The organism is Saccharothrix mutabilis subsp. mutabilis (assembly GCF_039521145.1).
Taxonomy (GTDB): Bacteria; Actinomycetota; Actinomycetes; order Mycobacteriales; family Pseudonocardiaceae; genus Actinosynnema; species Actinosynnema mutabilis.
This window is the reverse complement of record NZ_BAAABU010000008.1, coordinates 151,409-174,586: the sequence shown is the minus strand read 5'-3', so window position 1 is coordinate 174,586 and position 23,178 is coordinate 151,409. Positions and strand designations below refer to the sequence as shown.

The window sequence follows — 23,178 nt, the reverse complement described above, 5'->3', positions numbered from 1 at the left end:
GGAGCCGGGGTGGCTCGGAGCACAGTTGTGATGCGGTTCGGCCGGTTCTTGGTCAAGGTGGGTGGATGTTGCTGCCTGCCTTGGCCTCCCCGACCGCCAAAGTGGCCATCCGGTTCCCCCACCACGAGTTGACCTACGCCGAACTGGCCGCTCAAGCCCGGCAGGTGGCGTACGGGCTGGTGGGGAAGCGGCGGATCGCCGTGTGGGCGCGGGCCGACGTGCGGACGTGCGTGGTGGTGGTCGGCGCGTTGTTGGCCGGGGTGCCCGTGGTGCCGCTGAACCCCAAGGTGGGTGAGCGGGAACTGGCGCACATCCTCGGGGACAGCGAGCCGGACCTCGTGGTGGACGACGAGCTGCCGTCCGGGGTCGAGGTGCCGTTGCCCGAACCCGACGCCGAAGCCCCCGCGCTGATCGTCTACACCTCCGGGACCACCGGGCCGCCCAAGGGCGTGGTGCTGCCCCGGCGGGCGTTGGCGTCGAACCTCGACGCGCTCGCGCAGGCGTGGGAGTGGACCGCCGAGGACGTCGTCGTGCACGGCCTCCCCCTGTTCCACGTGCACGGGCTGGGCATCGGCGTCCTCGGGCCGTTGCGGCGCGGCGGGACGGTGCGCCACCTGGGGAGCTTCACCGTCGAGAAGGCGGCCGAGGCGATGGCGTCGGTCGGCACGATGATGTTCGGCGTCCCCACGATGTACCACCGGATCGCGCAGGCGCCCAAGCACGCGGCGGCGTTCGCGCGGGCCCGGTTGCTGGTGTCCGGGTCGGCGGCGCTGCCGGCCACCGTCCACGAGCAGCTCGAACGGCTCACCGGGCAGCGGGTGGTCGAGCGGTACGGCATGACGGAGACGTTGATGAACACCAGCGTCCGGGCGTCCGGGGACCGGCGGCCGGGCACGGTCGGGCCGCCGCTGGACGGGGTCGAGGTGCGGGTGGTCGGGGACGAGCCGGGCGAGATCGAGGTGCGCGGCCCGAACCTGTTCCTGGAGTACCTCAACCGGCCCGACGCCACCCGCGAGGCGTTCACGGACGGGTGGTTCCGGACGGGTGACCTCGCCGTGGTCGAGCCGGACGGGTACCTGCGGATCGTCGGGCGGCGCGCCACCGACCTGATCAAGAGCGGCGGGTACAAGATCGGGGCCGGCGAGATCGAGAACGCCCTGCTGGAACACCCCGGCGTGGCCGAGGTGGCCGTGACCGGGGAACCCGACGACGACCTGGGCGAGCGGGTGGTGGCCTGGGTCGTGTCGACCGGGGCGCCGGCGACGGGCGACGAGCTGGCCGACCACGTGGCGAGGCTGCTGACGCCGCACAAGCGGCCCCGCGTGGTCCGGTTCGTGGAGTCGTTGCCGCGCAACGACATGGGCAAGGTCCTGAAGCGGGAGCTGCGGTGAACCCGCTCGGCTGGCCCGGCTACGACGACCAGCTGCGCCGGGCGCGGGAGCGGACCGGCGGGGCGGAGTCCGTGTCGTGGCGGCGGGGCGCGGACGCCGTCGTGATCACGTTCGACTTCCGGTTCCTGGGCGGGTCGGTCGGCACGGCCACCGGGGCGGTGCTGGAGGAGGCGTTCGGCGAGGCGCTGGCGTGGGGGTTGCCGGTGGTGTCGGTGATCGCCACCGGTGGCAGCCGGATGCAGGAGGGGATGCTGTCGTTGCGGCAGCTCCAACGGGTGGCGCGGCTGTGCGCGGTGCACCGGGAGGCGGGGTTGCCGCACGTGTCCGTGCTCCGGAACCCCACGACCGGTGGGCTGTGGGCGTCGCTGGGTGCGGGCGCGGACGTGGTGGTCGGGGTCGCGGGCGCGCAGGTCGGGTTCGCGGGCAGCCGGGTGCGGCCCGGTGACGACCCGGCCTACACCGCCGAGGGCCAGTTCGCGGCCGGCACGGTGGACGTGGTCGTCGCCGAGGGCGACGTGGACGAGGTGGTCGGGCGGCTGCTGGGGCTGCTGACCGGCGGCGGCGCGGTGCCGGCCGAGGTGCCCCGGGCGTTGGGGGCGACCGACCTGCCCGAGGACGGGTGGAGCGCCGTCGAACGCGCGCGTGCGCCCGAGCGGCCCCGGGCGGCGGCGTACCTGGACGACTACTTCGACCACCGGGTGGCGTTGAGCGGCGACCGGGCCGGCGGGGTCGATCCCGGGTTGCTGTGCGGGATCGGCCGGCGGCACGGGCGGTCCGTCGCCTACGTCGCCCAGACCGGCACCGCCACCACGCCCGCCGGGTTCCGGACCGCGAGCCGGGTCATCCGGTTGGCCGGGCGGCTCGCGCTGCCGGTGCTGACCCTGGTGGACACGCCCGGCGCGGCCAACGACGCCGCCGCCGAACGGGCCGGGGTCGGGGCGGCGATCGCCGAGTTGTTCGCGGTGGTGGCGCAGGCGCGGGTGCCGATCACGACCCTGGTGGTCGGCGAGGGCGGGTCCGGCGGGGCGCTGGCGCTGTCCTCGCCCGACCACACCTGGATCGCCCCCGACGCCTACTTCTCCGTGATCGCGCCCGAACTCGCCGCCGCGATCCTCAAGCGCGCGGACGTGCGGGAGCTGGCCGACGACCTGATGCTGCGCCCGCAGGACCTGGTCCGGCTGGGGGTCGTGCGCGGGATCGCCGAGGCTTAGGGCAGTTCGCGGGTGGTCCAGGAGCCGTGGGGCTCCAGGTGGGCCGTGCGGACGTCGTCGTCGTGGCGTTCCAGGCGGATGAGCAGGTGGTCCTCGGAGAGGCGTTCGGCCACGCCCTCGCCCCACTCGACGGCCACCACCGCGTCCACCAGGTCGGTGTCCAGGTCGAGGTCGTCCAGCTCGTCCAGGTGCCCGCCCAGGCGGTACGCGTCCACGTGCACCAGCGGCACGCCCCGGCCCTCCGGCGCGGGTTCGTGCACGCGGGCGATGACGAACGTCGGCGAGCTGACCCGGCCGGTCACGCCCAGGCCGTTCGCCAGGCCGCGCACCAGCGCTGTCTTGCCCGCCCCGAGGGGGCCGGCCAGCAGCAGCAGGTCGCCGCCGCGCACCAGTTCGCCGAGCCTGCGCCCGAACTCCTCCGTGTCCTCCACCCTGGGGAGGGTCACGCTCGTCGCCACCACCGCCGCCTGCTTTCCGACCGTTCGACCGCGCTGCGCCGAACCAGGCCCACCAGGTGTCCCGTCACCGGGTCGGGCTGTTCCATCATCACCATGTGGCCCGCACCCGGGACGCGGACCAGTTCGCCGTGCGGCATCTCCTCGGCCATCCGCTCGGCGTGCGAGAACGGCGTCAGCTTGTCGGCGTCACCGCTGATCACGAGGACCTCGCAGTGCCGCAGACCGGCCAGCGCCTTGTACCTGTTGTGCGTGCCCAGAGTCTCCAGGAACTCCGTGAGGACCTGCACGGTGGTCCCGCCGATCATCTGCTCCATCAGGTCGACCAGGGACGCGCTGGTCCCCCGGTCGCCGAAGGCCAGCGCCCGGATGCCGCTCCACGTGAGGGTGTTCGCGCGGCGGCGGACCCACTCCACGAGGCCCGGCTGGAGGCCGGCCAGCCGCCCCACGCCGAGGGTCACCGGGTTGTAGCGGGACAGCACGCTCTTGGGCAGGCCCGCGCCGCCGACCGCGCCGGCCGCCGTGCCGACCAGGGCCACGCCCCGGACGCGGTCGGCGAACAGCTCGGGTTGCTGCTCGGCGAGGGCCATGATCGTCATGCCGCCCATGGAGTGGCCGACCAGGACGACCGGGCCCTCGGGGACCACCGCTCGGAGCACCTCGTCGAGGTCGCGGGCGCACTGGTCGATGGTGCTGGACGCGGCCTTCCCGCGGCCCGAGCGGCCGTGGCCGCGCTGGTCGTAGAGGACCTGGCGGACCCGGGGTTCGGTGAGCCTGGCCAGGTCACGGCGTTGGAAGTGCCAGCAGCGGCGGTCCAGGGCGAAGCCGTGCACCAGGACGACGGTGAGGTCCGGCGTGCCGCCGTCCTCGGGGTCGACCTCCTCCACCGAGAGGGGCACGCCGTCGTCGGCGGCGACCGTGGACTCGCGGTTCGGGGTCAGCTCGCCCAGGGGTTCGTCGGCGAGCGGGTCGTCCTGTCGGCGGTCCTTGGCGACCTTCTTGTGGTTGGCCGCCACGCCGACCGCGACGCCCGTCGCCGCCGCGCCGAGCACGCCGCCCGCCCAGCCGACAGCCTTCCACAGCGTGTTCACCGGTACGTCCTCGCCACGCGCGGCCGGTACATGCCGGTGACGATCTCGTAGTCGATGGTCCCGGTGGTGTCGGCCCACTCGCGCGCGGTCGGCTCGCCGTGCGCGCCGGTGCCGAACAGCACCACCTCGTCCCCCTCGGCCACGGGGTCGTCGCCGCAGTCCACCACGACCTGGTCCATGCACACCCGCCCCACCACGGGACGCCGCGCGCCGGCGAGCAGGACGCGCATGCGGTTGGACAGGGCGCGCGGCACGCCGTCCGCGTAGCCGACCGGCACCAGGGCCAGCGTGGTGTCGGCCTTGGCGGTCCAGGTCAGGCCGTAGGAGACCGACTCGCCGGCCGCGATGCGCTTGGTCAGCGCGACCGTGGAGCGGAACGTCATGACCGGGCGCAGGTCGAACGGCTCCGGCACGGGGTTGAGCCCGTAGACCGCGATGCCCGGCCGGACCAGGTCGAAGTGCAGGTCGGGACGGGTGAGCAGGGCGGCCGAGTTGGCCAGGTGCCGCATCGGGTCCAGGCCCGCGGCCACGGCGGCGCGGTAGGCGTCGTCGAACCGCTCGGCCTGGGCGTCGGTGGCCGGGTGGCCGATCTCGTCGGCGCACGCCAGGTGCGACCAGACGGCGACCACGCGGACCTCGGGCGTGGCGGCGGCCTTGTCCACCAGGGCGGGCCACACGTCGGGCGGGCAGCCGTTGCGGGACAGGCCGGTGTCGATCTTGAGGTGGACGCGGGCGGTCCGGCCCGCGCGCCGGGCGGCGTCCGCGATCTCGTCCAACTGCCGGATGCTCGCCACCGAGAGGTCGACGTCCTGCTCGACGCCGGGCGCGTAGTCGGTGCCGGGCGGGTCCAGCCACGCGAGGGTGGGGGCCGTGATGCCCGCGCCGCGCAGCGCGAGCGCCTCGGCCAGGGAGCACGAGCCGAGCCAGGTCGCCCCCGCCTCCAGGGCCGCTCTCGCCACCTCGACCGCGCCGTGCCCGTACCCGTCCGCCTTGACGACGGCCATGGTCGCGGCGGCGGGCGCGCGGCCGGCCAGGAGCGCGACGTTGTGCCGGAGGTTGTCGAGGTCGATCACGACCTCAGCGCGAGGAGCAGCCATAACACCGTTCATGGTGACACAGGGGGCGGTCGCGGCCGGTCGGGGTCAGGAGGTCGGCGGGCGGACGGCGCGGATCGCGTCGGGGACGGCGGCGAGGAGGGAGGTCGCCGGGATCGGCGCCCCGTCCGCGGCCAGTTCCGCCGCCAGGACGTGCACGCGGGCCGCGCAGCCCGCCGCCAGGAGCGGGTCCAGGCCGGCCGCCAGGAGCGCGCCGACCAGGCCCGACAGGACGTCGCCGGAGCCCGCCGTGGCGGCCCAGGACGTGCGGGCGCGGTTGACCAGGACGCGGCCGTCCGGGGCGGCCATGACCGTGGTGTGGCCCTTGAGCAGGACCACCGCGTTGAACTTGTCCGCCGCGCGCCTCGCCGCCGCCACCCGGTCGTCGCCGACCCCGCCTGCCAGGCGCTCGTACTCGCGGTCGTGCGGGGTCAGCACGAGCGGGGTGTCCGGGTCGCGCGCGTCCCACAGGTCGGGGTTGTTGGCGAGCATGGTGATGGCGTCCGCGTCCGCGCACACCGGCACGCCCGCCTCCAGCACGGTCCGCAGCACGGCCTCCGCGCCCAGCCCGGTGCCCAGGCCCGGCCCGACCACCCACGACTGCACGCGGCCGGCGTCGGTGATCGACCCGGTGCAGATCGCCTCGGGCCACCGCGCCCGCACGCCCTCCGCCGCCGCGCCCGCGTACCGGACCATGCCGGAGGTGGCCAGCAGCGCCGCGCCGGTGGCCAGCACGGCCGCGCCGGGGTAGGTCGCCGAACCGGCCGCGACACCGGTCACGCCCTGCGTGTACTTGTCGTCGGCGGGACCCGGCACGGGCCACGCCTCGCCGACGTCTTCGACTTCGAGTTCGAGCAGGTCCGGGCCGGCCAGCTCGGGGCCCAGGCCGATGTCCACCAGCCGCACCTCGCCGCAGTCGGCCAGCGCGTGCACGGGCTTGAGGCACCCGAACGTGACCGTGACCGCGGGCCGGACGTGCGGGCCGTGCGCCGCGCCGGTGTCGGGGTCGACGCCGCTGGGCAGGTCCACCGACAGCACGGGCGCGTCGAGGTGCGCCACGTGCTCGGCGGCGGCCGGCCGCAGCGGGCCCCGCGCGGACAGCCCCACGATGCCGTCGACCACCAGGTCCACGTCGGTGAGCCGGTCGACGACCCGGCCGCCGACCCGCCGGAACGCGGCCAGGCCGGCGGCGTGCGCCTTGGGCGGGTCGAGCAGCACCGCGGACACGGCGACCCCGCGCCGGCGCAGGTAGTAGCCCGCCCACAGCGCGTCGCCGCCGTTGCCGCCCGCCCCGACCAGCAGCCCGACCCGCCGCCGCCCGGCCAGGTGCTCCAGCGCCACCGTCGCGACCCCGAACGCGGCCCGCCGCATGAGCGCCCCTTCGGGCACCCGCGCCATGACCCGCTCCTCGGCCGCCCTGACCCGTCCCGTGGTCCACAGTCCCCGCATAGCGGGAGAGCCTAGGCGCGCGGGCGGGGGCCTACTCGACGGTGACGGACTTGGCCAGGTTGCGCGGCTTGTCCACGTCGTAGCCCCGGCTGCGCGCGATCTCCGCGGCCAGGACCTGCAACGGCACGGTCGAGACCAGCGGCTGGAGCAGCGTGGACACCGCGGGCACCTCGATCAGGTGGTCGGCGAACGGCCGGACCGTCTCGTCGCCCTCCTCGGCGATCACGATGGTCCGCGCGCCCCGCGCCTGGATCTCGCTGATGTTGGACACCAGCTTCGAGTGCAGCACCGCCCGGCCCTTGGGCGACGGCATCACCACGACGACCGGCAGGCCCTCCTCGATCAGCGCGATCGGGCCGTGCTTCAGCTCGCCCGCGGCGAAGCCCTCGGCGTGCATGTACGCCAGTTCCTTGAGCTTCAACGCGCCTTCCAGCGCCACCGGGTAGCCGACGTGGCGGCCCAGGAACAGCACGGCCTTGGAGTCGGCCAGCTCGCGGCCCAGCGCGCGGACCTGCTCGACCGTGCCCAGCACCTGCTGCACGGCCTTCGGCATGGCCTCCAGCTCGTGGAACTCGCGGGCGACCTCGTCGGGGTACTTGGTGCCGCGCGCCTGCGCCAGCGCCAGGCCGACCAGGTAGTTCGCGGCGATCTGGGCGAGGAACGCCTTGGTGGACGCGACGCCGATCTCCGGGCCGGCGTGCGTGTAGAGCACGGCGTCGGACTCGCGCGGGATCTGCGCGCCGTTGGTGTTGCACACCGCCAGCACGCGGGCCTTCTGGGCGCGGGCGTGCCGCACGGCCTCCAGCGTGTCGGCCGTCTCACCGGACTGGGACACGGCGACGACCAGGGTGTCGCGGTCCAGCACCGGGTCGCGGTAGCGGAACTCGGAGGCCAGCTCGACCTCGACGGGCAGGCGGGTCCAGTGCTCGATGGCGTACTTGGCGACCAGGCCCGAGTGGTAGGCCGAGCCGCAGGCCACGACGAACACCTTGTCCACGTCGCGGAGGTCCTGGTCGGACAGGCGCTGCTCGTCCAGGACGATCCGGCCGCCGACGAAGTGGCCGCGCAGGGTGTTGGCCAGCGCGTCCGGCTGCTCCTCGATCTCCTTGAGCATGAAGTACTCGTGGCCGCCCTTCTCGGCGGCGGACAGGTCCCAGTTGACCGTGAACGGCTTGGCCTCGGCGGCCTCCCCGACGAAGTCGGTGACCTCGTAGCCCTCGCGGGTGATCACGACGACCTGGTCCTGGCCCAGCTCGACGGCCTCGCGGGTGTGCTCGATGAACGCGGACACGTCGGAGGCGACGAACGTCTCCCCCTCGCCCACGCCGACCACCAGCGGCGAGGAGCGGCGGGCGGCGACGACGGTGTCCGGCTGGTCGGCGTGCGTCACCACGAGGGTGAACGCGCCCTCCAGGCGGCGGACCACGGCGCGCACGCTGCCCGCGAGGTCGCCCGCCGTGTCGCCCTCGGTGTAGGCGATGGCGATCAGGTGGGCGGTGGTCTCGGTGTCGGTGTCGCTGGCCATCTCGACGCCGCGCGCTTCCAGCTCGGCGCGCAGGGCGGCGAAGTTCTCGATGATCCCGTTGTGCACCACGGCGACCCGGCCGGTCACGTCGCGGTGCGGGTGGGAGTTGCGGTCGATCGGCGCGCCGTGCGTGGCCCACCGCGTGTGGCCCATGCCGGCGGTGCCCGCGAAGGCCTCGCGGCCCACCTCGTCGAGCCGCTCCTCCAGGTTGCTCAGCCGCCCGGCCTTGCGCTCGACGGCCAGCCCGCCGGCGCCGTCCAGCACGGCGACGCCCGCCGAGTCGTAGCCCCGGTACTCCAGCCGCCGCAGCCCGTCGAGGACGACGTCCAGCGCCGGCCGGTGGCCCACGTATCCCACGATTCCGCACACGCCGCACAGCGTAACCAGACCAGGGTTGTCACCCGAACGGGCCACTTCCTGGCGTTTGCGCTGGTCGGTGGCTTTATTGGTGTAGACCAATCGGGGCGTGCGCGGGTTCGGCGCGATCGACTACCGTTCACGCGGTGAGCGGCTACTCGGCGAAGCAGGTGCTCGACCAGCTCGGCAGGCCCGGCGAGCACCCCGTGCTGCGCGGCGACCTCGCCCTGGTGGGCCTCCCCGGCCTCGTCTACACCCCCGCGTCCGGCCTGGGCCTCCCCGCCGTCGCGTTCGGCCACGGCTGGCTCCAACCGGTCACGAGGTACCGGGCGCTGCTGCGGCACCTGGCGTCGTGGGGCATCGTCGCGGCGGCCCCCGGCACGCAGCGCGGTCCGCTGATGTCGTCGAGGCTGTTGGCGGGGAACCTGCGCACCACGCTGGACGTGTGCACCGGTGTCCGGTTGGGCGAGGGCGGCATCAGCGTGGACCCGGAACGCCTGGCCGTGGCGGGTCACTCGATGGGTGGCGGAGCGGCGGTATTGGCCGCCGCCGACGACCCACGGGTGCGCGCGGTGGTGACCCTGGCGGCGTCGGAGGTCCGCCCGTCGGCACTGGACGCGGCCCGCCGGGTGACCGTGCCGGGACTGCACCTGGCAGCGGGCGAGGACCGCATCGCGCCGCCGGTCGGGCACGCGGAGGCGATCGCGCAGGCGTGGACGGGCCCGGTGCAGTACCGGGTGCTGCCGAAGACCAGCCACCTCGGTTTCGCCGAGGGCCGGCACTGGAGCGAACTGCTGCTGGACGGCAAGGGCGAGCGGGCCGCGCAACGACTGGCGCGGGCGCTGCTGACGGCGTTCCTGCTGCGGGCGCTCAAGGGCGAGAAGAAGTGGGACGTCTTGCTGGAGGAGGACGTCAAGGGCGCGCCGCTGGGTTTTCAGCGGGCCGCGTTGACGTTGCGCTGAGCGCTCCTTCGCCGAAGATCGCACCGAATTGTCGGTACCCGCTGGGATGATGGAAGCGGGGGCCGGAGGCCGCGCCCGGGCAGGCTTTGAGCCGCGCGGGGCGCGGAGTGGCGGGGCCGGCGGCGGGCTGGGTTCGGCTTGTGGCGGCGGGCTCGGCAGGGGTGATGGCCGCGGGCTTGGCTCGGCAAGGCTGATGGCTTTGCTGCCGGTGGGTGTCCACCCGCCCGCCCCCTCCCAGGCCACCCGGCACAAGCCCCAACTGCACCCGCCTGCGGCGGCAGGCACTGCCCGCCTGCGGCGGCCGGCACCGCCCCGCCAAACGCCCCCGTCGACACGGGTCCCGAACCAGGCACGAGCAACGACCAACGACCAACGCGAAACGGCCCCCACCTCAGCGAGGCGGGGGCCGTCCCAGTTCACGTCAGCCAGCTCTGGCCGCCGAAATCGTCATCGTCGTCGACCGGAGCCGGCCGTCGAGCCGCGGGCCGAGCCGGAGCGGGCGGCGGTGGCGTCGGGGCGGGTGGCGGCGTGACCGGGGGCGGGAGAGGTGCGGCGGCCGGGGTCGGTTGGCCGGACGACCAGCCGTAGCCGGGCTGTTGCTGCGCCTCGTAGGTCGGCTCGTCGTCCTCCGTGCCGAACTGGAACTCGCCGCCCTTCTTCTGCGTCGCCGCGGTCGTGCCCCAGCCGCCGGCGGCCTTCTGGGCCTTGCCGGCCTCCTGGATGCGCTCGATCGTCTTCTCCGCGATCTGCGCCTGCTTGGAGAAGGCGTCACCCGCCTTGTCGCGCGCCTCCCGGGCGTGCCGTTCGCGCAGCTCGCGACGGTCGGCGGCCTCCCGGTCGATCTGGTCCATGCGGCTCATCGCCGCGGCGAGGCGCTCGGCAGAAGCGCTCATCGACCCTCCTCACCCAGCACGCCCTGCACGCGGCTGAGGTTCACGTCGTCGTCGAACAGCGAGCCGGTGGTGCGCCACTGGCCGGGGCTGCGCTCGGTGTCGCCACCGCCCTGCTGACCGCCGCCCGCCATGCCGCCACCCATCGGCATCCCGCCGCCCATCATGCCGCCACCCATCGGCGACCCGGACGACTGGCCGTGCGACTCGGTCATGGACGGCAGCGTCGCCGCACCCGGCTGACCCGCCTCGGACGTGTTCATGGTGGACGCCAGGCCCTGGTCCGCACTGCCGGACGGGCTGCTCCACGTGTTGTCCGACGCCGGCGCGCCCCACACGGAGTCCGCACCGCCGAACCCGGCCGACCCGCCGCCACCGAACACCGACGCGCCGGACGTCGTGGTCGTGCCGCTGTTGTCGGGCGCGGTGAACGTCTGCTCGTGGTGCGCGAACTGCGGCCCGCCACCACTGAAACCACCGCCACCACCCTGGCCGAAGTCCCCGCCGAAGCCGGGCCCGAAGCCGCCGCCGCCACCGCCGCCGGGGGCGAAACCGCCCTGACCGGGCGCGAACCCGGGGTCGGCGGCCGGCATCGTGGTGAAACCGCCGGCCGGCGTGCCGGGTGCCGAGAACCCGGGGTCGGCCGCGGGCATCGTCGTGAAGCCACCGGCAGGGGTGCCGGGAGCCGAGAAGCCGGGGTCGGGCGCGACGCCGGCCGGGTCCACGAACTCGACCGCGGGCTCCGGCCGGCCGATCAACGGCTCCGCCCCGCCACCCGGCCCGAACCCGGGGTCCGGTGCCGTGGGCCCACCGCTGAACCCGCCGCCGGCACCGAACCCGGTCTCCGGCGAAGCGATCAACGGCTCGCCGACCGCGCCCCCGGCCACACCCACGCCGGTCTCCTGGCCGATCAACGTCTCCGCGCCGCCCTCGAACGGCATCGCGCGCACGTCCGGCTGGCCCGGCGGCACCTCGGCGGGCATCGGCACCGCGTCGTCGATGGTCGGGATGCCCGCCTTGCCGTCGTCGGCCTTGTCCTCGCCGAACTCGACGCCGTACTCCTCGGGCGTGCCGTCGCCGTTGTCCACGGTCAGGTTGATCTCGCCGGTCAGCGGGTCCACCTCGGCGGTGATCGCCAGGCCGTCCAGCTCGATGAGCGCCTTGCCGTCGGCGCCGGCCTCGATCGGGATCGCGCCACCCTCGGCGCCACCCGCCGTCGCGCCCACGGCCGGACCACCCGTCGGACCGCCGGCGGTGGGACCGCCGGCCGGAGCACCGGGCGTGCCGGACACCGGGGTCGCGCCGGCCAGCGCGCCCGCCAGTGCCGCCGCGCCGTTCTGGCCGGTCAGGGCCTTCAGGGCGTCGGGGTTGTTGCTGAAGTCGACGTCGTAGGTCTTCGGCTCGCTGGTCGGCGTGTCGACGGTGATCTGCACGTGGCCGCGCTCGTCCGGCTCCGTGATCTTGATCTCGTTGTCGCCGCTCTTGATGGTGACGGTCTCGGGCTCTTCCTCGCCCTTGAGGCCGTCGGGCTTGCCGTCGCCGTTCAGGTCGTCCGGCTTGCCGTCCCCGTCGAGGTCGTCGATCTTGCCGTCGCCGTCGGTGTCGCCGGGCAGCTTGACGTCGTCGGGCTTGCCGTCGCCGTCCTTGTCCAGCGGGTTCTCCGGCTTCGGCATCTCCGGCATGCCGCCGCCACCGCCGGGCGTGCCGCCACCGCCGCCACCGGGCGGGGTGCCGCCGCCACCGCCGGGCGGGGTGCCCTTGCCGTTCCCGTTGCCGTTCCCGTTCCCGTCGTTGCCGCCCTTGTCGTCGCCGCCGGACGCGGCCGGGAACGGGTTCTCGAAGCCCGACATGTAGGAGGCCAGGGTCTCCCACTTCTGGTCCACAGAGGACTTCGTGGTCTCACACAGGTTCTTGAACTGCGTGTAGAGGCCCCAGAACTCGGTGTTGAACGACTGCTGGATCCACCGCTTGCACTGGTTGATCGCGTATTCTTTGTTCTCGTCGTTCAGGTAGCAGTCATCGCTGTTGATGCGGTCCGCGATGTTGCTGCCCATCTTCGAGTCGACCCAGCCGGCGATCTCCAGCACGCGGTCCTTGGAGTAGTCGCCCTCGCCGCGGGAGAACGACACGACCTTCTCGGCCATGTACGTGTCCGCCTGCGCGATCTGCTCCCGGTACATCTCCAGGACTTCGTCGGCCTTGCTCTTGCACAGCTGGAAAACACCGGTCACCGCGGACCGGGTCAGCTTGGCCGCGCCGTCCAGTCCCTCGCCCAGCTCGTTGATCTTGGGGACGATCTGGTCGCTGTAGTGCTCGTGCGACTTGTCGGCCGCCGCGCCCTTCCACTCGCCGTACAGGCCCTTGAGCTGCGCGTCCACGTCCGTGCGCATCTCGTCGACCTTGGTCTTGGCCGTGCTGAACTCGTCGGCCTCCATGAGCAGCTTGTGGAAGTTGATGTTCCGCTGCTCGTTGTACGGCTTCTCGATGTGGTTCGCGTAGTCCAGGTTGGTCGTGTTGCCGAGGCAGTCGCCGGGCCGGTTGTTCCAGATCGGCATGAACTTCTCGAAGACCTTCAGGCCCGCCTTGCCCGCGTCGAACAGCTCGTTCGAGTTCTTCGTGCCCGCGCCGGACGCCGTCGGCGGCTGCTTGCCGTCCAACGACTTCTGGCCCTCGTTGACGGCCTTGGTCTGCTCGCGGCTGTTGTAGCTCTTGGTGTCGGACTCGGCCTTGGCCTCGTTGTAGACGCCTTCGAGGTCGCTGGTCGCGCGGTTGTAGAGGCTGACGTCCCAGCTGTCGTAGTCGTAGCGGTCCTGGTACTTCTCGGCCTCGTCGGGGATGTTCCAGGGCGCGGTCGAGTTGGTGTACTCGCGCAGCAGCGCCTTCTTCTTGTCCTCGGAGACGTTGGGGTCGTCGAGGAGGGCCTTGACCTCGTTCCAGCCCGGCTCGGCCATCAGTACTTGCTCCCCACGTTGCCCGCGTTCTGGGACTCGACGTCACCGTAGGTCGAGGCGCCGGCGGCGATCTTGCCCGCGAAGGAACCGAGCGTCGTCGACATGTTGGTGATGCCCTTGCCGAAGTTCTCGACGCCCGACTTGTACTTCGCGAAGTGCTGCTTGTGCGCTTCGCCGAAATCGGCGTCGACCGTTTCGGTCTGGCCGACCTTCTGGAGCTCTTCCGCCGTGTCCTTAGCGGTGTCGGAAATAGCCTTCGAGGCCTTTTGCATGGCCTCGGTACTGGTGCCGTAACCGGCCACGGCGCTTCACTCCCCTCCGTGGCGCGACGGCCACGACCCTCTACCGAACTCGTCCGTTACGACGCGACGCTTCGGCGCCCGGTTCCCATCGTGGCAGCCCGCGAGGCCGTCCGACGCCTGTTCGGACGCGTTCCTTGCAGGTGTAAACGCCGGCGGCACGCGCTCGTGCCTACCGGGGCGGCTGACCCGGTCCGGGCGGCGGGAGGTGTCCGGGCGGCGGACCCTGCGGCGGCTGCCCGTACGGACCGGCCTGCCCCGGTTGGCCGAACGGCGGTTGCTGCCCCGGCTGGACCTGGCCGTGCTGGACCTGGCCGTGCTGGACCTGGCCCGGCTGGCCGTGGGGCGGCTGCTGACCGGGCGGCGGGCCGAACTGGCCGGGCGGGCCGTACGGCTGCTGCTGACCGGGGTGCCCGAAAGGCGGCTGCTGCCCGTACGGCTGCTGGGGCCCGTGAGGACCCGGCCGGCCGTAGGGGTTGTTCTGCCGGTTCTTCTTGGTCGATTTGACGATCAGGACGACCACGACCACCACCCCGGCCAGGACGAGGAGGATGAGCAGGTCGATCACCATGGGTGCCCCCGGGACTCGTGGATCAGCCCACCGAGGAAACCACACCCGCCAGGCGCTGCGCCGCCGACTCCGCCAGTTCGTGGGTGGGGGCCTCGACCATCACCCGGACGAGCTGCTCCGTCCCGGACGGGCGCAGCAGCACCCGGCCGGTGTCGCCCAGCTCCGCCTCGACGGCCGCCACGGCCTCGCCGACCGCCGTGTCCTTCGCCACCCGCGCCTTGTCCGCGACCACGACGTTGACCAGCACCTGCGGCAGCCGCTTCATCACGCCCGCCAGCTCGGCCAGCGGCTTGCCGGTCTCCGCCATGCGCGCCATCAGCCGCAGCGCGGTGAGCAGGCCGTCGCCGGTGGTGGCGTGCGCGGGCAGCACGACGTGCCCGGACTGCTCGCCGCCCAGCGCGTACCCGCCGGCCCGCAGCTCCTCCAGCACGTACCGGTCGCCCACGGCGGCGGTGCGCAGCGTGATGCCGTGCTCCCGCATCGCCAGGTGCAGGCCCAGGTTGCTCATCACGGTGGCGACCAGGGTGTCGTCGGTCAGCTCGCCGGACTCCTTCATCGCGATCGCGAGGACCGCCATGATCTGGTCGCCGTCGACCTCGTTGCCGTCGGCGTCCACGGCCAGGCAGCGGTCGGCGTCGCCGTCGTGCGCGACGCCCAGGTCCGCGCCGTGCTCGCGGACGGCCTTGCGGATCTGCTCCAGGTGGGTGGAGCCGCAGCCGTCGTTGATGTTCAGGCCGTCCGGGGCGGTGTGGATCTCCACGACCTCGGCGCCCGCGCGGCGGTAGGCGTCCGGCGCGGCCACGGACGCGGCGCCGTTCGCGCCGTCCACGACGACCTTGAGGCCGTCCAGCCGGTGCGGCGTCACCTTCAGCAGGTGCTGCACGTACTGGCCCTCGGCGTCCTCGACGTCCCGGACGCGGCCGATGCCCGCGCCGGTCGGGCGGTGGTCCAGCGCGCCCAGCTTCTGCTCGATCTCGTCCTCGACGGAGTCGGGCAGCTTGTGCCCGCCCGCCGCGAACAGCTTGATGCCGTTGTCGGGCATCGGGTTGTGCGAGGCGGAGATCATCACGCCGACGTCCGCGCCCAGCGCGGCCACCAGGTGCGCGACCGCCGGGGTGGGCAGCACGCCCGCCCGCAGCACGTCCGCGCCCGCCGACGTGAGCCCCGCCACCACGGCGGCCTCCAGCATCTCGCCGCTGGCCCGCGGGTCGCGGCCGACGACGGCGACCGGGCGGTGGGAGCGGTCGTGTTCGGCGAGCACCCGCGCGGCGGCGGCGGCCAGCGACAGCGCCAGTTCCGGGGTCAGGTCGGCGTTCGCCAGACCACGCACACCGTCAGTGCCGAACAGCCGACCCATGATCGCCATGACCTCCGTGATGAACCACACAACTTCGGGTGGAAAGCACTGCGGGAGCAGCAGTTCGACGAAGAACTGACTGCTCCCGCAGGTAGTGCTCTGGTGCCGACCGCGAGGTCAGCGCTTGCTGTACTGAGGCGCCTTGCGGGCCTTCTTCAGGCCGTACTTCTTCCGCTCCTTGACCCGCGGGTCACGGGTGAGGAAGCCGGCCTTCTTCAGCACCGGGCGGTCCTCGGAGTCCACGGCGACGAGCGCGCGGGCGATCGCGAGGCGCAGCGCGCCGGCCTGACCGGTGATGCCGCCGCCGCTGAGGTTGGCGATGACGTCGAAGGTCTCCGGCTTCTCCGTGGTCACCAGGGGCTCGCGGATGAGCTGCTGGTGCACCTTGTTCGGGAAGTAGGTCTCCAGCGACTTCCCGTTCAGGGTGAACTTGCCGGTGCCGGGCAGCAGGCGCACGCGGACGATGGCCTCCTTGCGGCGGCCGACGGTCTGCGCGAGGTGGTGGGCGCCGGCGCTGAGCACGGGGCGCACGACGGGCGCGGGGGCGGGCTCGGCGGCCTCGTCCTGGGCACCGTCGACATCGGACTCGACGGCGTCGACGGCGGTGTCCGCCTCGACGGCCTCGGTCTCGACCTCAGGGGTGGTCACGTCGTTTTCCTCGGAGTACGGCTCGGTCACTGGGCGACCTTCTTGATCTCGAACGGCTGCGGCTGCTGCGCCGCGTGCGGGTGGGTCGGGCCCGTGTAGACCTTGAGCTTGCCGGCGATCACACGGCCGAGGCGGTTCTTGGGCAGCATGCCCTTGATGGCCTTCTCGACCAGCCGGTCGGCCCGGGTGTCGAGCACCTCGCCGAACGACCTCTGGCGAAGACCGCCCGGGTGGCCGGAGTGCCGGTACACGAACTCCTGGTCACGCTTCTTGCCGGTCAGCGCCACCTTGTCCGCGTTGATGATGATGACGAAGTCACCGGTGTCAACGTGAGGGGCGTAAGTCGGCTTGTGCTTGCCGCGCAGCAGCGTCGCGGCCTGGGTGGCGAGCCGGCCGAGCACCACGTCCTGGGCGTCGATCACGTGCCAGGCTCGGGTCACCTCGCCGGGCTTCGGGCTGTACGTGCGCACGGGTCTACCTCGTCGTCACTTGCGTCTGGGGTCATTGCGGCGGCTGCTCAGGCTCCAGACACCCCAGACGGGCAGGTGGACCAGAACACGAGGCACGCGGAAGCGCACCGGGTACCGCACAACAACGTAGGAAGATACCGGTAGGCCCACGTCCGGGTCAAAACGACCCCCGCCAACCGGCTCTGAACAGCATGCCGGCACCGCCTGGCGGCGCCAACAGGACGAGACCCCCGGGCCTTCGAAGAGCCCGGGGGTCTCGCGGAGTCACACGGAGGTGACGGAGGTCACCAGCGGTTCTGGTTGGTGCGCTCCGCGGCCTCGTACGCCTCGGTGGCCTGCTGCACGGCGACACCGATGGACGCCAGCACCGACTGCAGGTCGGCGGCGGAGTTGTCCCACTGCGCCTGCGCGGCCTGGTAGGACTCGGACGCGCCACCGTCCCACTGCGCGATCACGGGGGCGAGGCGCTGCTTCAGGTCGTCGAGCTGCTGCTGGACCTGGCTGGCCTGCGAGCCGATCGACGAAGCGGCGTTCGCGAGCTCGCCGAAGCTGACTTCAATGCGGTCGTTCATTTCTCCCCTAACCAAAAGTCAATTGTGCCGAGCGAAGCGGAAACAGAAAGCGAAGAACTGCTGACGCAGTCGGAGCGGATCAGAACCCGCCGGCGAGGCGGCTGGTCAGGCTGCTCATCGACTGGTTCTGCTCCTCTTCCTGGCGCTGGTAGATCTCGGCGGTGCCGGCCATCTGCTCGGCGATCGCGCGGAGCGCCTCCTGCAGCTTGCGGGCGTCCTCGTCGAAGCGCTGCATGAGGGTGTTGAACGCCGTGGCGGCGGAACCCTTCCAGCTCGCGCCGACGGTGTCGACGGTGTTGCGGACCTGGTTCAGGATGCCCTGCACGCTCTCGTCGGTGCTCACGATGTCCTTCGCGGCGCCGACGAGTTCCTCGGTCCCGGTACCGTAACCAGCCATTGGGAGAAACCCCCTTCATCGAAGATCCGGTCGTACCCGTTCTTGCCTGGTACGTCCCTTCCGACGCAGACCCTGCCACGGTCGGTTCCGCCCTGTCGCGACTTCCCCGGAAGTAGTTGCGCTAGTAAACGCAAACCGGGGGAACCGGCCCTCAGTAGAGGATTCGCGCTTGCGAAAAGTCCTCGTCATCGCCCCTTTCGGGGGGCAACTGGCCACCCGGACCGGCGACGGCGCGGGAACCGGACACCGGGGGTGACGGCACCGGATTTGCATTCGCGTCCGTTCGCTTCTGCGATTCTTCGGCCGGCGCGAGGAGTTCGGCCCCGGACGGCAGCCGCTCGACGGGCAGCCCGCGGTCCTCCCGGAACCCGGTGGCCACCCGGCGCACGTCCTCGGAGGTCGGTCGCCGGCCCTCCGGCGTGACCTGCTTGGCCCGCGCCTGGTCGGCCAGCTCGCGGTTCCGGTTCCGCTGGGCGGCGTTCGACGCACCGGCAGCCGCCGCCGCCCGACGCCCTCTCGTCACCGCCGCCTCGACATCGGAGCGGAACCTGGCGAACGCCTCCGGGATGCCGGTCATCACACTTCCCTCTAACTGGTCACGGTCAGCGTGCGGACCACCTGCTCGCACGCCGGGCGGACCCGCTCCTCGCCGGAAGCCGGGAACTGGCACCCGACGCTCACCTGGGCGTCACCCCGGAGCACCACGTACCAGTCGACCGTGAAGGTCTCCGCCTCTTCCCGGTAGTAAACGACATCCTTGCCCGCGAAGTCGGCGGAAGCGTCGAAACCGGACACGTTCTGCCGCTTGTCGTACCCCTCCCGCAACTCCCGCTCGGCACGGGACCGGTCGTCGGTGGCGTTGTAGGTGAGCTTCTGCTCGTTGACGGCGATCACGTCCAGCGGGGACTCCGGCGACTCCGGCTTGAGCAGCACTTCGCGCCGCTTCGGGTCCCCACCGGTCTGGGTCCAGCCGACCGGGGCGGTGAAGGTGTAGTCGTACTGGGCGATCAACTTGCCCTGAGCGCTGGGCGAGGTCGTGGTGGGTGTGCCGGTGTTGTCTTTCCGCGTCAACGCGTAGGCCACGGACGCCCCGATCACGGCCACCAGCAGCACCGCCCCCGCCACCACCAGCGGCACCCGGCTCTTCTTCCGCACCGGCGGAGCCGGAGGGAAGTACGCGGGCCGCGGGAACCCCCCGGGCGGCGACGCCGTGATCCGCCGGGTGATCTTCCGCGTCGAGTCGTCGCCCGTGATCTTCTGCGTGACATCGCCCTGGCTGGGCAGCGCACCGGTCCGCAGCGGGTCGGTGCTGACCGCGCGCAACGCACCCCGCGCCACCACCGTCTCCGGCTGGTCGATGCTCGTGGGCACCACCCCGGACTGCTCCAACACCAGCCGCGCGACCAGCGGGATCCGACTGGACCCGCCGACCAGGAACACCCCGGCGAGCCCACGCGGGTCCAGCCCCGCGTCCCGCACGACCGATGTCACCAAGGCGGCGGCCCGCTGCAACGGCCCGTCGATCAACCGCTCAAGGTCGGCCCGCGTCACATGGGCGTCGGGAAACGGCGGCGGCATCGGCACATCGGTGTAGGAGTGCCGCGACAACGTCTCCTTGGCACCCCGAACGTCCTGCCGCAGCACCCGCCGCTTGCGCCGGTCGGCCATCTCCCGACCCTCGACGAGCTGCCGCCAGGCCTCCGGGTCCCCCGGCCCGACCAACGTCCCGATGTGCTCCAACAACGCCTGGTCGATGTCCGCGCCGCCGAAGCTCGGATCACCCTTGGTGGCCAGCACCCGGAACGCCCCACCGGACCGCGCCACCACGCTGGCGTCCACCGTGCCGCCACCGAGGTCGAGCACCGCCAGGGCCGCACCGTCGGCGATCGCGTGGGTGGCCGAGTGGAACACCGCCGCCGCGACCGGCTCGGGCACCAGCCGAACCTCCTGGCCCAACCCCCGCGCAGCCCGCAACAGCACCCGAGTCCGGATCGCGCCCCAGTCGGCGGGGTGGGTCAGCACGAGAAGGTCGACCCGCGCGCCACCGGCCACGTGCCGAGCTTCACCCACCGCCCGCGTCAACACGGCCCGCACGACGTCCACGACAGGCAGGACCGACGTTCCGAGCAGCAGCTCGCCCTCATCGACCCGGCGCTTGGGATGGGGCTCGTACCGGGCGGGGTCCACGGCCGCCTGCCGCTCCGCCTCCTGCCCGACGAACAGCGTCCCGTCCGCGGCGGCGAACACGGCGGAGGGCACGATCGGCTGGCCGTCCACCACCACGACCTGCGGCTCCCGGTTGTCGACCGAGATCGCCACGCAGGTGCTGGACGTGCCGAAGTCCACCGCCACGCGCAGGCTCATCGGTCATCCCCTCGTCCGCCGGGGTCGGCGTGCACGCACATGCATATCAGGATCGAGCGCTCCAATCGGTCATCTCCGCACCCCTTGCGCCAAGCGCGACCGGATGGGCACCGTCCGTGGCAACGAGGCTCCCCAACGGGTGCCTGCTGGTGACCACGACGACCAGGTCCTCCCGCCGAAGCCGTAGTCGTCCAGCAATGGGCCCACCGGGACGGCCGACGCGCGAACGTCTGTGCCACGGCCCTCAGGACGGTTCGAGCATTTCCCTCGCCCGATCCAGGGTCGCCGCCATGCGTTCGAGCGCCTCGGTCGCTCCCATGCCCCGGTGCGCCGGGATCGCTTCGGTCAGGAGCCGTTCGGCGGCCGCGGCGCGGCCGGCCGCCAGGTAGCTGTCCGCGAGGTTGGCGGCGGCGATCGCCGAACCCAGGCCCTCGGACAGCTCGGCGAAGATCCGGTACGCCCGCTCGGCGAAGGTGACCGCCGTGTCGTGGTCGCCGGACGCGGACCGGACGCGGGACGCGTGGCTGAGCACGTAGGCCAGACCTCGCAGGTCTCCTGCCTCTTCGATCAGTTCCAGGGACCGCTGCGAGGCGGCGGTGGCGCGGTCGAGGTCGCCGTGGCGCAGCGCGTACACGGAGACCCGGTGCTGGACGGCCGCTTCGACGGGCCGGCTGATGCCCCGGGCCAGCGCCACGGCCTCGTCGAACAGGGGCCGCGCCTCGTCCATGCGGCCGGCCCAGGCGAGCATCGACGCGTGTTCACGCAGCGCGGAGAGGTACATCGTCACCGGCCCGGACTCCCGCGCGACCGCGACGGCGCGCTCGGCCAGGTGGACGGCCGGCTCGTCGTCGAGGATGGACTGGTAGTACGCCCAAGAGGCGAGGTGGGCGGCGAGGTACACGTGGTCGCCACTGGCCTCCAGCCCTTCGGCGCACGCCCGGTGCTGCGCGACCACCTCCTCGCTCATGCTCGCCCGGGCGACGTGTGCCAGGCGGTAGTACTCGGCGCGCCACCTGAGCGCGGGATCACCCGCTTCCCGGGCGCTGTTCCTGATCAACGCACTGAGGTGGGCCATTCGCTCGATCGGCACCACCGCCCCGGTGTCGAGGTGGCCGACGAGTTCCAGCAGGTGCAGGGCCGGCTTGACCCAGCCGCGCGCGGCACACGCTTCGACCGCACGGGTGAGCTGCCGGTGTTCCGCCACCAGCCACGCCTCCGGCCGGCTGGTCAACCGCGCGACGGCCGAGTCGCTCAGTTCCGGCACGTCCACGTGCAGCCGCTCAAGTGGCGTGGTGTCGATGCCCAAGGGCACGCCGGCCTGCGCGGCGTCGGCGAGCCGCAGGAGGGCGTCCAGGCAGTGCCGCAGGTGGACGTCGTCCTCGGTCGAGACCAGTTCCGTCGCGTAGGACGCCAGCAGGTCGTGCAGGCGGTAACGGGGTTCGCCGGTCGCGTCCACGCCCACCTCCTCCAGGAGGTTCGCCTCCAGGAGGCGTTCGACCAGGCGGTCGCCGTCGCCGCCGGTGAGGACCGACACCACCCAGGAAGCGAAGTCGAGAGCGCCGAGGAAGCCGAGCCGGCGGAAGGCGGTCGCCACCCCGTCGTCCAGCGCCGCGTAGCTCAGCTCGAACGACGCGCGAACCTCCATGTCGGCGGTGGCGAGCTCGTCGAGCCTGCGGTGCTCGTCGGACAGGCGGGCGGCCAGCGCGCGCAGGGGCAGGTTGGGGCGGGTCGCCAGCCGGGCGCCCACGATGCGCAGGGCCAGCGGCAGACCGCCGGTCGCCGCCACGATCCGCCGGGCCGCGTCCGGGTCGGCCGCCACGCGGTCCGAGCCGGTCATGCGGGTCAGGAGGTCGAGGCCGTCGTCGGCGTCGAGGGGGCGCAGGCGCAACGTGGTGACGCCCTCCAGGCCGGTCAGCAGGTGCCGGCTGCTGATCAGCACCGCGCAGGACGGGCTGCCCGGCAGCAGGTGGCGCACCTGCTCCGCGTCGGCCGCACCGTCGAGGACGAGCAGCACCGCCTTGTCCGCCAGCCGGGACCGGAACGCCGCCGCGCGGGCGCGGACGTCGTCGGGAACGGACGTCATGGGCACGCCGACCGCCGCCAGCAGCTCGACCAGGAGCTCCGCCGGGTCGCGGGGCTCGGGCGTGCCGTCACCGAGGTTGACGAACAACTGGCCGTCCGGGAACCGGTCGCTCAAGGCGTGGGCGATCCGGACGGTCAGCGCGCTCTTGCCCGATCCCGGCGGGCCGGCGACCACAGCGATCGGGACGGCGCGCAGCGGGATGCCGGGAGCCAGTGCCCGCTCCACCGCGCGGTGGACGTCGTCCCGGCCCACGAAGTCCGCTGTGACCGGCGGGAGCTGACGCGGTGTCGGCCACCCGGGAACAGCCGGGACGGCCGCGCCCTCTCCGGACAGGACGGTCCGGTGGACGTCGCGGAGTCCCTCCCCCGGCGCGACGCCCAGCTCGTCGCTCAGGAGCTTGGCCACCGTGCGGTAGGTCGCCAGCGCGTCGGCCTGACGACCCGAGCGGTACAGGGCGAGCATCAGCTGACCCCAGAACCGTTCCCGCAACGGGTGACGCGCCACGAGCGTCCGCAGCTCGGCCACCAGCTCCGCCGACTTCCCCGCCTCCAGATCCGCGTCGACCCGCCGCTCCAACGCGACCAGGCGCTCCTCTTCGAGCGCGTCCACGGCCGGGCGGAGAGCGTCGGACCGCACGTCCGCCAGCGGTTCACCGCGCCACAGCTCCAACGCTTCCGCGAACCGCCCGCCGGCGACGTGGGAGCGGAACCGGTGCAGGTCCAGGGCACCGCCGGGGACGACCGCCCGGTAGCCGCCGCCGGTGGTGTGGACGACGTTGGCCGGACCGAGGGCTTGGCGCAGCCGCGTCACGGTCATGTGCAGCGTCGCCCGGGCACGGGACGGGTTCGGCGGCGCGCCGTCCCACACCCGGTCGACCAGGGCGTCCGCCGACAGGACCTCGTTGTCCCGCAACAGCAACGCGGCCAGCAGGGCCTTCGCCCGACCGCTGGGCAACGGCACCTGGACGCCGTCGTGCCAGACCTCCAACGGGCCCAAGACCTTGAACTCCGTGGTCATCAACTTCCCCCCTGGTGTTGATGA

Annotated in this window: 20 protein-coding genes; 3 read left to right on the top strand and 17 right to left on the bottom strand. The window is 72.9% G+C overall.

What is annotated here, in order from left to right; translation table 11 throughout:
• Nucleotides 1–65: 65 nt before the first annotated feature.
• A complete protein-coding gene (locus tag ABD126_RS20105; protein ID WP_343935393.1) occupies nucleotides 66–1,391 on the top strand; it encodes an acyl-CoA synthetase in 1,326 nt (441 codons plus the stop codon).
• Nucleotides 1,388–2,602: a carboxyl transferase domain-containing protein gene (locus ABD126_RS20100; protein WP_343935392.1), complete on the top strand. Its 1,215-nt coding sequence runs from the start codon at nucleotides 1,388–1,390 to the stop codon at nucleotides 2,600–2,602. Before ABD126_RS20105 ends, ABD126_RS20100 begins: the two co-directional genes overlap by 4 nt.
• Here ABD126_RS20100 and tsaE read toward each other — a convergent pair.
• The 5 genes from tsaE to glmS are packed head-to-tail and all read right to left on the bottom strand — an operon-like array spanning nucleotide 2,599 to nucleotide 8,585.
• The gene (gene tsaE / locus ABD126_RS20095) at nucleotides 2,599–3,048 is read right to left on the bottom strand and encodes a tRNA (adenosine(37)-N6)-threonylcarbamoyltransferase complex ATPase subunit type 1 TsaE (RefSeq protein ID WP_425542849.1); all 450 of its coding nucleotides are present in this window, start codon (nucleotides 3,046–3,048) and stop codon (nucleotides 2,599–2,601) included. The two genes, ABD126_RS20100 and tsaE, sit on opposite strands and share 4 nt — an antisense overlap.
• On the bottom strand, nucleotides 3,045–4,148 hold the full coding sequence (locus ABD126_RS20090; RefSeq protein WP_343935390.1) for an alpha/beta fold hydrolase: 1,104 nt from the start codon (nucleotides 4,146–4,148) through the stop codon (nucleotides 3,045–3,047). Before ABD126_RS20090 ends, tsaE begins: the two co-directional genes overlap by 4 nt.
• Nucleotides 4,145–5,245, bottom strand: a complete 1,101-nt coding sequence (alr, locus tag ABD126_RS20085; RefSeq protein ID WP_343935389.1) for an alanine racemase — start codon at nucleotides 5,243–5,245, stop codon at nucleotides 4,145–4,147. Before alr ends, ABD126_RS20090 begins: the two co-directional genes overlap by 4 nt.
• A gap of 45 nt (nucleotides 5,246–5,290) precedes the next feature.
• Nucleotides 5,291–6,691 carry an NAD(P)H-hydrate dehydratase gene (locus ABD126_RS20080; protein WP_343935388.1) on the bottom strand — a complete coding sequence of 467 codons (1,401 nt, stop codon included), beginning with the start codon at nucleotides 6,689–6,691 and terminating at the stop codon, nucleotides 5,291–5,293.
• Nucleotides 6,692–6,722: 31 nt separating this feature from the next.
• On the bottom strand, nucleotides 6,723–8,585 hold the full coding sequence (gene glmS / locus ABD126_RS20075) for a glutamine--fructose-6-phosphate transaminase (isomerizing) (RefSeq protein WP_343935387.1): 1,863 nt from the start codon (nucleotides 8,583–8,585) through the stop codon (nucleotides 6,723–6,725).
• A 134-nt stretch (nucleotides 8,586–8,719) separates the two neighbouring features.
• On the opposite strand from glmS, the gene ABD126_RS20070 reads away from it, so the two are divergent.
• Nucleotides 8,720–9,535 carry a dienelactone hydrolase family protein gene (locus ABD126_RS20070; RefSeq protein WP_343935386.1) on the top strand — a complete coding sequence of 272 codons (816 nt, stop codon included), beginning with the start codon at nucleotides 8,720–8,722 and terminating at the stop codon, nucleotides 9,533–9,535.
• 416 nt (nucleotides 9,536–9,951) lie between these two features.
• On the opposite strand, the gene ABD126_RS20065 is transcribed toward ABD126_RS20070, so the two are convergent.
• The 12 genes from ABD126_RS20065 to ABD126_RS20010 form a co-directional block, all read right to left on the bottom strand.
• Nucleotides 9,952–10,428, bottom strand: a complete 477-nt coding sequence (locus tag ABD126_RS20065) for a hypothetical protein (RefSeq protein ID WP_343935385.1) — start codon at nucleotides 10,426–10,428, stop codon at nucleotides 9,952–9,954.
• Nucleotides 10,425–13,376 carry a WXG100 family type VII secretion target gene (locus ABD126_RS20060; RefSeq protein WP_343935384.1) on the bottom strand — a complete coding sequence of 984 codons (2,952 nt, stop codon included), beginning with the start codon at nucleotides 13,374–13,376 and terminating at the stop codon, nucleotides 10,425–10,427. Before ABD126_RS20060 ends, ABD126_RS20065 begins: the two co-directional genes overlap by 4 nt.
• Nucleotides 13,376–13,678 (bottom strand): hypothetical protein, encoded by a 303-nt coding sequence (locus ABD126_RS20055; protein ID WP_309115137.1) that lies wholly within the window; start codon nucleotides 13,676–13,678, stop codon nucleotides 13,376–13,378. The genes ABD126_RS20060 and ABD126_RS20055 overlap by 1 nt, the downstream gene beginning before the upstream one ends.
• Nucleotides 13,679–13,847: 169 nt before the next feature.
• The gene (locus ABD126_RS20050; protein ID WP_343935383.1) at nucleotides 13,848–14,246 is read right to left on the bottom strand and encodes a hypothetical protein; all 399 of its coding nucleotides are present in this window, start codon (nucleotides 14,244–14,246) and stop codon (nucleotides 13,848–13,850) included.
• 22 nt (nucleotides 14,247–14,268) lie between these two features.
• On the bottom strand, nucleotides 14,269–15,603 hold the full coding sequence (gene glmM, locus ABD126_RS20045) for a phosphoglucosamine mutase (RefSeq protein ID WP_343935501.1): 1,335 nt from the start codon (nucleotides 15,601–15,603) through the stop codon (nucleotides 14,269–14,271).
• Between the two features lie 117 nt (nucleotides 15,604–15,720).
• A complete protein-coding gene (gene rpsI / locus ABD126_RS20040; protein ID WP_343935382.1) occupies nucleotides 15,721–16,251 on the bottom strand; it encodes a 30S ribosomal protein S9 in 531 nt (176 codons plus the stop codon).
• Nucleotides 16,252–16,277: 26 nt separating this feature from the next.
• A complete protein-coding gene (gene rplM, locus ABD126_RS20035) occupies nucleotides 16,278–16,721 on the bottom strand; it encodes a 50S ribosomal protein L13 (protein WP_343935381.1) in 444 nt (147 codons plus the stop codon).
• 284 nt (nucleotides 16,722–17,005) lie between these two features.
• Nucleotides 17,006–17,293, bottom strand: coding sequence for a WXG100 family type VII secretion target (locus ABD126_RS20030; RefSeq protein ID WP_343935380.1), 288 nt, complete (start codon nucleotides 17,291–17,293; stop codon nucleotides 17,006–17,008).
• Nucleotides 17,294–17,372: 79 nt separating this feature from the next.
• A complete protein-coding gene (locus ABD126_RS20025) occupies nucleotides 17,373–17,690 on the bottom strand; it encodes a WXG100 family type VII secretion target (RefSeq protein WP_343935379.1) in 318 nt (105 codons plus the stop codon).
• Between the two features lie 151 nt (nucleotides 17,691–17,841).
• Nucleotides 17,842–18,267, bottom strand: a complete 426-nt coding sequence (locus ABD126_RS20020; protein WP_343935378.1) for a hypothetical protein — start codon at nucleotides 18,265–18,267, stop codon at nucleotides 17,842–17,844.
• Nucleotides 18,268–18,278: 11 nt separating this feature from the next.
• Nucleotides 18,279–20,054, bottom strand: a complete 1,776-nt coding sequence (locus ABD126_RS20015; protein WP_343935377.1) for a type VII secretion-associated protein — start codon at nucleotides 20,052–20,054, stop codon at nucleotides 18,279–18,281.
• A gap of 244 nt (nucleotides 20,055–20,298) precedes the next feature.
• Entirely contained in the window at nucleotides 20,299–23,154 is a 2,856-nt protein-coding gene (locus ABD126_RS20010) for an AfsR/SARP family transcriptional regulator (protein WP_343935376.1), read from the bottom strand.
• Nucleotides 23,155–23,178: the final 24 nt, after the last annotated feature.

Coding starts and splice junctions, on each gene's coding strand:
- ABD126_RS20105 (WP_343935393.1), top strand. CDS start 66: ATGTTGCTGCCTGCCTTGGCCTCCCCGACCGCCAAAGTGGCCATCCGG.
- alr (WP_343935389.1), bottom strand. CDS start 5,245: ATGGCTGCTCCTCGCGCTGAGGTCGTGATCGACCTCGACAACCTCCGG.
- ABD126_RS20080 (WP_343935388.1), bottom strand. CDS start 6,691: ATGCGGGGACTGTGGACCACGGGACGGGTCAGGGCGGCCGAGGAGCGG.
- ABD126_RS20065 (WP_343935385.1), bottom strand. CDS start 10,428: ATGAGCGCTTCTGCCGAGCGCCTCGCCGCGGCGATGAGCCGCATGGAC.
- ABD126_RS20060 (WP_343935384.1), bottom strand. CDS start 13,376: ATGGCCGAGCCGGGCTGGAACGAGGTCAAGGCCCTCCTCGACGACCCC.
- ABD126_RS20050 (WP_343935383.1), bottom strand. CDS start 14,246: ATGGTGATCGACCTGCTCATCCTCCTCGTCCTGGCCGGGGTGGTGGTC.
- glmM (WP_343935501.1), bottom strand. CDS start 15,603: ATGGGTCGGCTGTTCGGCACTGACGGTGTGCGTGGTCTGGCGAACGCC.
- ABD126_RS20030 (WP_343935380.1), bottom strand. CDS start 17,293: ATGAACGACCGCATTGAAGTCAGCTTCGGCGAGCTCGCGAACGCCGCT.
- ABD126_RS20025 (WP_343935379.1), bottom strand. CDS start 17,690: ATGGCTGGTTACGGTACCGGGACCGAGGAACTCGTCGGCGCCGCGAAG.
- ABD126_RS20020 (WP_343935378.1), bottom strand. CDS start 18,267: ATGACCGGCATCCCGGAGGCGTTCGCCAGGTTCCGCTCCGATGTCGAG.
- ABD126_RS20015 (WP_343935377.1), bottom strand. CDS start 20,054: ATGAGCCTGCGCGTGGCGGTGGACTTCGGCACGTCCAGCACCTGCGTG.
- ABD126_RS20010 (WP_343935376.1), bottom strand. CDS start 23,154: ATGACCACGGAGTTCAAGGTCTTGGGCCCGTTGGAGGTCTGGCACGAC.